General features: G+C 64.2%; 4 protein-coding genes. All 4 read left to right on the forward strand.

The genetic code is table 11. The annotated features are described in order from the left end of the window. On the forward strand, positions 1 to 1,272 hold a 1,272-nt coding region (locus C3418_RS22650; protein ID WP_103859326.1), incomplete at its 5' end, for a M3 family metallopeptidase. Positions 1,273 to 1,350: 78 nt separating this feature from the next. Beyond that, positions 1,351 to 3,159 carry a M3 family oligoendopeptidase gene (locus C3418_RS22655; RefSeq protein WP_103859327.1) on the forward strand — a complete coding sequence of 603 codons (1,809 nt, stop codon included), beginning with the start codon at positions 1,351 to 1,353 and terminating at the stop codon, positions 3,157 to 3,159. A gap of 184 nt (positions 3,160 to 3,343) precedes the next feature. After that, positions 3,344 to 3,883, forward strand: a complete 540-nt coding sequence (ycfP, locus tag C3418_RS22660) for an alpha/beta hydrolase YcfP (RefSeq protein ID WP_005331594.1) — start codon at positions 3,344 to 3,346, stop codon at positions 3,881 to 3,883. A 74-nt stretch (positions 3,884 to 3,957) separates the two neighbouring features. After that, positions 3,958 to 5,250: an NAD(P)/FAD-dependent oxidoreductase gene (locus tag C3418_RS22665; protein WP_103859328.1), complete on the forward strand. Its 1,293-nt coding sequence runs from the start codon at positions 3,958 to 3,960 to the stop codon at positions 5,248 to 5,250. The last annotated feature ends 174 nt before the right edge of the window (positions 5,251 to 5,424 follow it).

A 5,424-nucleotide genomic window follows, 5' to 3' on the forward strand; every position in this document is an offset into this window, starting at 1 on the left:
CTCTATGACAACCTGGTGGGGCGGCTGCTGCCGGTGGTGGAGGGGGTGCCCATGGGGCTTGCCCAGGCGGACAACCTGCTCGCCCACCCGGACAGGGCGCGGCGCGCCAGTGCCTGGCACGCCATCCAGGGCACCTGGGAGGCGGAGCAGGAGACGGTGGCCGCCATTCTCAACGCCATCAACGGCTGGCGCAACGAGCTCGGCCGCCAGCGCGGCAAGGGGCGCAGGCTGGATGCCCTCGAGGTCACCTGCCATCAGGAACACATCACGGGCGCGACCCTGGAGACCCTGATGGCGGCGGCCGGGGAGCACAGGGAGCTCGGGCGCCGCGCCTTGCGGGCCATGGCCTGTGCCCAGCAGATCACCGACTTCGCCCCCTGGGATCTCTTTGCCCCGGCGCCCCAGGCCGTACACGGCAAGTTCGGCTTCGAGCAGGCGCTGAATCTTGTGATGGAGGCCTTTGCCGCCTTCGATCCCGAGATGGGGGCGTTTGTCCGCATGATGGCCGACAAGGGGTGGATTGATGCCGCCCCGAGCGAGCACAGGCGAAGCGGCGCCTATTGCACCGAGTATGCCGATCCGCCCGAGCCAAGGGTCTTCCTCACCTTCGAGGGGACCATGGACAACGTCATCACCCTGGCCCATGAGCTCGGCCACGCCTGGCACAGCTGGTTGCTGCGGGATCTTCCCTTCGAACAGCGGGGCTACCCCAAGACGCTGGCGGAGACCGCCTCCCTCTTTGCCGAGATCCTGGTGCGCGATGCCCTGCTGGCCGCCACCGACAAGGTGGAGCAGCGCCGGGCCATCGCCTGGCTGGACGGGGAGCGGGCCGCGAGCCTGCTTCTCGACATCCCCGCCCGCTTTGCCTTCGAGCGCGCCCTGGTGACGGCGCGGGAGGCGGGTTACGTGGGGGCGAGCCAGATGCGGGAGATGATGAAATCGGCGCAGCTGCAGTGCTATGGTGACGCCCTCAGCCAGTATGACGAGCTGTTCTGGGCCAGCAAGGGTCACTTCTCCATCGCCGAGTCCGGGTTCTACAACTACCCCTATCTGTTTGGCTATCTCTTCAGCCTGGGGCTCTATGCCCAGCATGCGCGGGCCGGGGGCGAGTTTGTGCCCGCCTATCGCGCCCTGCTGCGAGATACCGGCCGCATGAGCGCCGAGGCGCTGGTGGAGAAGCACCTGGGGGTCGACATCCGCGAACCCGGGTTCTGGCAGGAGAGCCTGCGCTATGTGGAAGAGGCGGTGGTGCGCCTCGAGCGGCTGGTGTGATGCCTGCACGCGAAGGTGGTGGCTCTGGCCACCTGGATTTCACGACGGGCCAGGCCCGTCCCTGACGATGAGCGTTCGATGCAACAACGAGTCTATCCACAGCAGTGGCAAAATGATCACATCTACCCCTCCCTCGACAGCTGTGTCCTCGAGGCGGACATGAGCCTGGCCCGCGCCAGCCTGGCCGAGCTGAGCGGTTTTATCGAGGGACTGGCCCAGGTGCCTCGCACCCCAGGCGCCTTGCAGGACTTCCTCAGGGAGGTACGCCTGCGGGCCCGCCGCATTCGCGACATCGGCTGGAACATCGCCGTGCTGGCGGCCTGCAAGGGGAGCCAGGACGCCCGGGATCCCCTCGCCAAGCAGGTTGCCTCCCGGGCCCGTGCCCTCAATGCGGATCTGTTCAAGACGCTTGCCCCCATCGAAGATCTGATGCTGGGGCTGCCTGCGCCCGAGTTTGAGCAACTGATGGCCGACCCCCTGCTCGGGGAGGAGGGGTACCGGCTGCGCCACGAGCGTCGCCTGCAGGATCAGCGGTTGCCGGTGGAGGCGGAGCAGCTGGTCATCGGCCTTGGCACCGACGGCCTGCACGCCTGGGGCAACCTCTACAACGATCTGGTGGGCAAGATAAGGCTGGTGATCGCGGGTCGCGAGATGGGGCTGGCGGAGGCGAGCAACCTGCTCTCCAGCCCGGATCGGGCCCTGCGCAAAGAGGCCTTCGATGCCATCAGCGCGGGCTGGGAAGGGGAGCAGGAGACGGTGGCGGCCATCCTCAACGCCCTCAACGGCTGGCGCCTGGAGCTCTCGCGCCAGCGCGGCAAACACCGGCGCCTCGATGCCCTGGATCTCTCCTGCCACCAGAGCCACATCGAGCGGGCGACCCTGGATACCCTGATGGCGGAGACCTGGCAGGCCCGCCATCTGGGCCAGCGGGCCCTGGGGCTGATGGCCGGTCACCTCGGCCTCGAGGTGCTGGGGCCGGAGGATCTCTTTGCGCCGCCCCCTGCCGCCAGTCACCGGGAGATCCCCTTCGAGGAGGCGGTCGACATCATCGCCCAGGCCTTCGCGCGCTTTGACCCCGAGATGGGGGACTTTGCCCGCATGATGGCCGAGCGCGGCTGGATTGATGCCGCCCCCACCCCCAACCGGCGCACCGGGGCCTATTGCACCAAGTTTGCCGAGCCGGTGGAGCCGCGGGTCTTCATCACCTATGCGGGCACCATGGACAACGTCATCACGCTGGCCCACGAGCTCGGTCACGCCTGGCACAACTGGCTCATCCGCGACTTGCCCATGAGCCAGCGCAGCTACCCCATGACGCTGGCGGAGACCGCCTCCATCTTCGCGGAGACCCTGGTGCGCAGCGCCCTCTACGAGCAGGCCCGAAGCGCCGAGGAGCGTCTGGCCATCGCCTGGGCGGATGCCGACGGCGCCGCCACCTTCCTGGTTAACATCCCGGCCCGCTTCGACTTCGAGCGGGCCCTGGTGGCCGAGCGCGAGCAGGGCTATGTGTCGTCGGCCCGGCTCAAGGGGCTCACCGACGAGGCCTGGGGACGCTGGTACGAGCAGAGCCTCGACCGCTATCACCCCTTGTTCTGGGCCGCCAAGGCGCACTTCTCCATCGCGGGCTTCGGTTTTTACAACTACCCCTACCTCTTTGGCTATCTGTTCAGCCTCGGGGTCTATCAGCAGCTGATGAGCCGCCAGGCCGCAGGGGAGGCGGGGGTGGCGAAGGCCTACCGCGCCCTGCTGCGAGACACAGGTCGCATGAGCGCCGAAGAACTGGTCGAACGGCATTTGGGGCAGGACATTCGAAAACCCGCCTTCTGGCAGGGGAGCCTGGCCCTGGTGGAAGCGGCGGTGGCGCGCTTCGCCCAGTGCGGCAGTTAACCTCGCCAGACCCGGTTTGCGCCATGTCCCGCCGGGGCATGGCGCTGCCACAGCGGCCCCGACGCGCGGTTTGGTGGCCCGAAGGGGCGTGATCCAAAGCAAGAAAGTGGGATGTTTTGGTGGCGCAAGGCCCTGTCGCTGGGGTAGTTTCGATAGAACCGACACAGTTTTTGAGGTCTTGTCCATGATCATCTATCTGCATGGCTTTGATGCCACCAGCCCCGGCAATCATGAAAAAGTGCTGCAGTTGCAGTTTATCGATGATGATGTGCGTTTCGTGCACTACAGCACGGTTCACCCCCGCCACGACATGAGCCACCTGCTCAAGGAAGTGAAGAAGCAGCTCGACATGAGCACGGATCCCAAACCCCTCATCTGCGGCGTGGGCCTGGGTGGCTACTGGAGCGAGCGGATCGGGTTTCTGTGCGGCATCAAGCAGGTGGTCTTCAACCCCAACCTGCACCCGGAAGAGAACATGCAGGGCAAGATCGACAGGCCGGAAGAGTACGAGGACATCGGCACCAAGTGTGTAACCGAATTTCGTAATAAAAATTCAGGAAACTGCCTGTGCATCCTTTCCGTTCAGGATGAAATCCGCGATAATCGGGACACTGAACGTGAATTGAAGAACTATTACGACATCGTATGGGATGAGCGCGAGACCCATAAGTTCAAGAACATCTCGCACCATCTGCAACGGATGAAGGCCTTCAAAGAAGCCTGAGCCATCACGTCAACCGATTTCGTTTTAGGGAGCCAATGGCTCCCTTTCGTTTTGAGGAACCAAGGAAAATCATCATGATCAATATTGTCGTTGTAGGCGGTGGCGCCGGTGGTCTCGAGCTTGCGACCAGCCTGGGCCGCAAGCTGGGCAAGAAGAACAAGGCCAGGATCACCCTGGTGGATCGCAATCGCACCCACCTGTGGAAACCCCTGCTGCACGAAGTGGCCACCGGCTCCATGGATGCGGGCATCGATGCCCTGAGCTACCAGTCCCACGCCAAGAACCACGGCTTCGAATTCCAGCTCGGCAGCCTGACCGACATCAAGCGCGACGAGAAACGCATCGTGCTGGCCCCCATCCACGACGAGAGCGGCGCCCTGGTGGTCAACGAGCGGGAAGTGGCTTACGACATTCTGGTGATGGCCATCGGCTCGGTCTCCAACGACTTCAACACCAAGGGCATCAAGGATCACTGCATCTTCCTGGACAGCCCCTCACAGGCGCACCGCTTCTACAACAGCATGATGAACCGCTTCCTGCAGTTCGCCACCGAATACCAGCCCGGTGACAAGGTGAAGATCGCCATCGTCGGCGGCGGCGCCACCGGTGTCGAACTCTCCGCCGAGCTCTACAACGCGGTGGAGCAGCTCTACGCCTACGGCTTCAAGAACCTCACCACAGACAGCCTCAAGGTGACCCTGGTGGAAGCGGGCCCCCGCATCCTGCCTGCCCTGCCGGAGCGCATCAGCGGCTCCGCCCATCAGGAGCTGGTGAAGCTGGGCGTGGACGTGCGCACCGCCACCATGATCACCGAAGCCACCGCCGAGGGTCTGCATACCAAGGATGGGGAGCTGATTGAAGCAGACCTCATGGTGTGGGCCGCGGGCATCAAGGCGCCGGACTTCATGAAGGAGATCGCGGGCCTGGAAACCAACCGCATCAACCAGCTGGTGGTCCACGAGACCCTGCAGACCACCCGGGACGAGAACATCTTCGTCATCGGCGACTGCGCCGCCTGCCCGCAGCCGGACGGCAAGTTCGTGCCGCCCCGCGCCCAGTCCGCCCACCAGATGGCGACCCAGGCGTTCAAGAACATCCTGGCCAAGATGAATGGCGGCGAGATGAAGCCCTACCGCTATCACGATCACGGCTCCCTGGTCTCCTTGAGCCGCTTCTCCACCGTGGGCAGCCTGATGGGCAACCTGATGCGGGGCTCCATGATGGTGGAGGGTTACATCGCCCGCATCGTCTACATCTCCCTCTACCGGATGCACCAGGTGGCCCTGCACGGCTACATCAAGACCGGCCTCATCATGCTGGTGGGCCGCATCAACCGGGTGCTGCGCCCGAGCATGAAGCTGCACTGAGTGCATGGCGGCTGCCGTTGCGAACATCAGAAAGGAGAGGCTTGCCTCTAATGCCAGTCAGTTAAGCCTGACTGGCATTGTTTTTACTAGGTTTTCTCGTCGCATACTTCTGTGGTTTGGCTTTGATGCACCTTGGGTAACTTCGTTCTCGGCGGGCGGGTAACTTGAACTGCT

This window comes from Aeromonas sp. ASNIH8, from assembly GCF_002919855.1.
In the GTDB taxonomy this organism is placed as follows: Bacteria; Pseudomonadota; Gammaproteobacteria; order Enterobacterales; family Aeromonadaceae; genus Aeromonas; species Aeromonas caviae.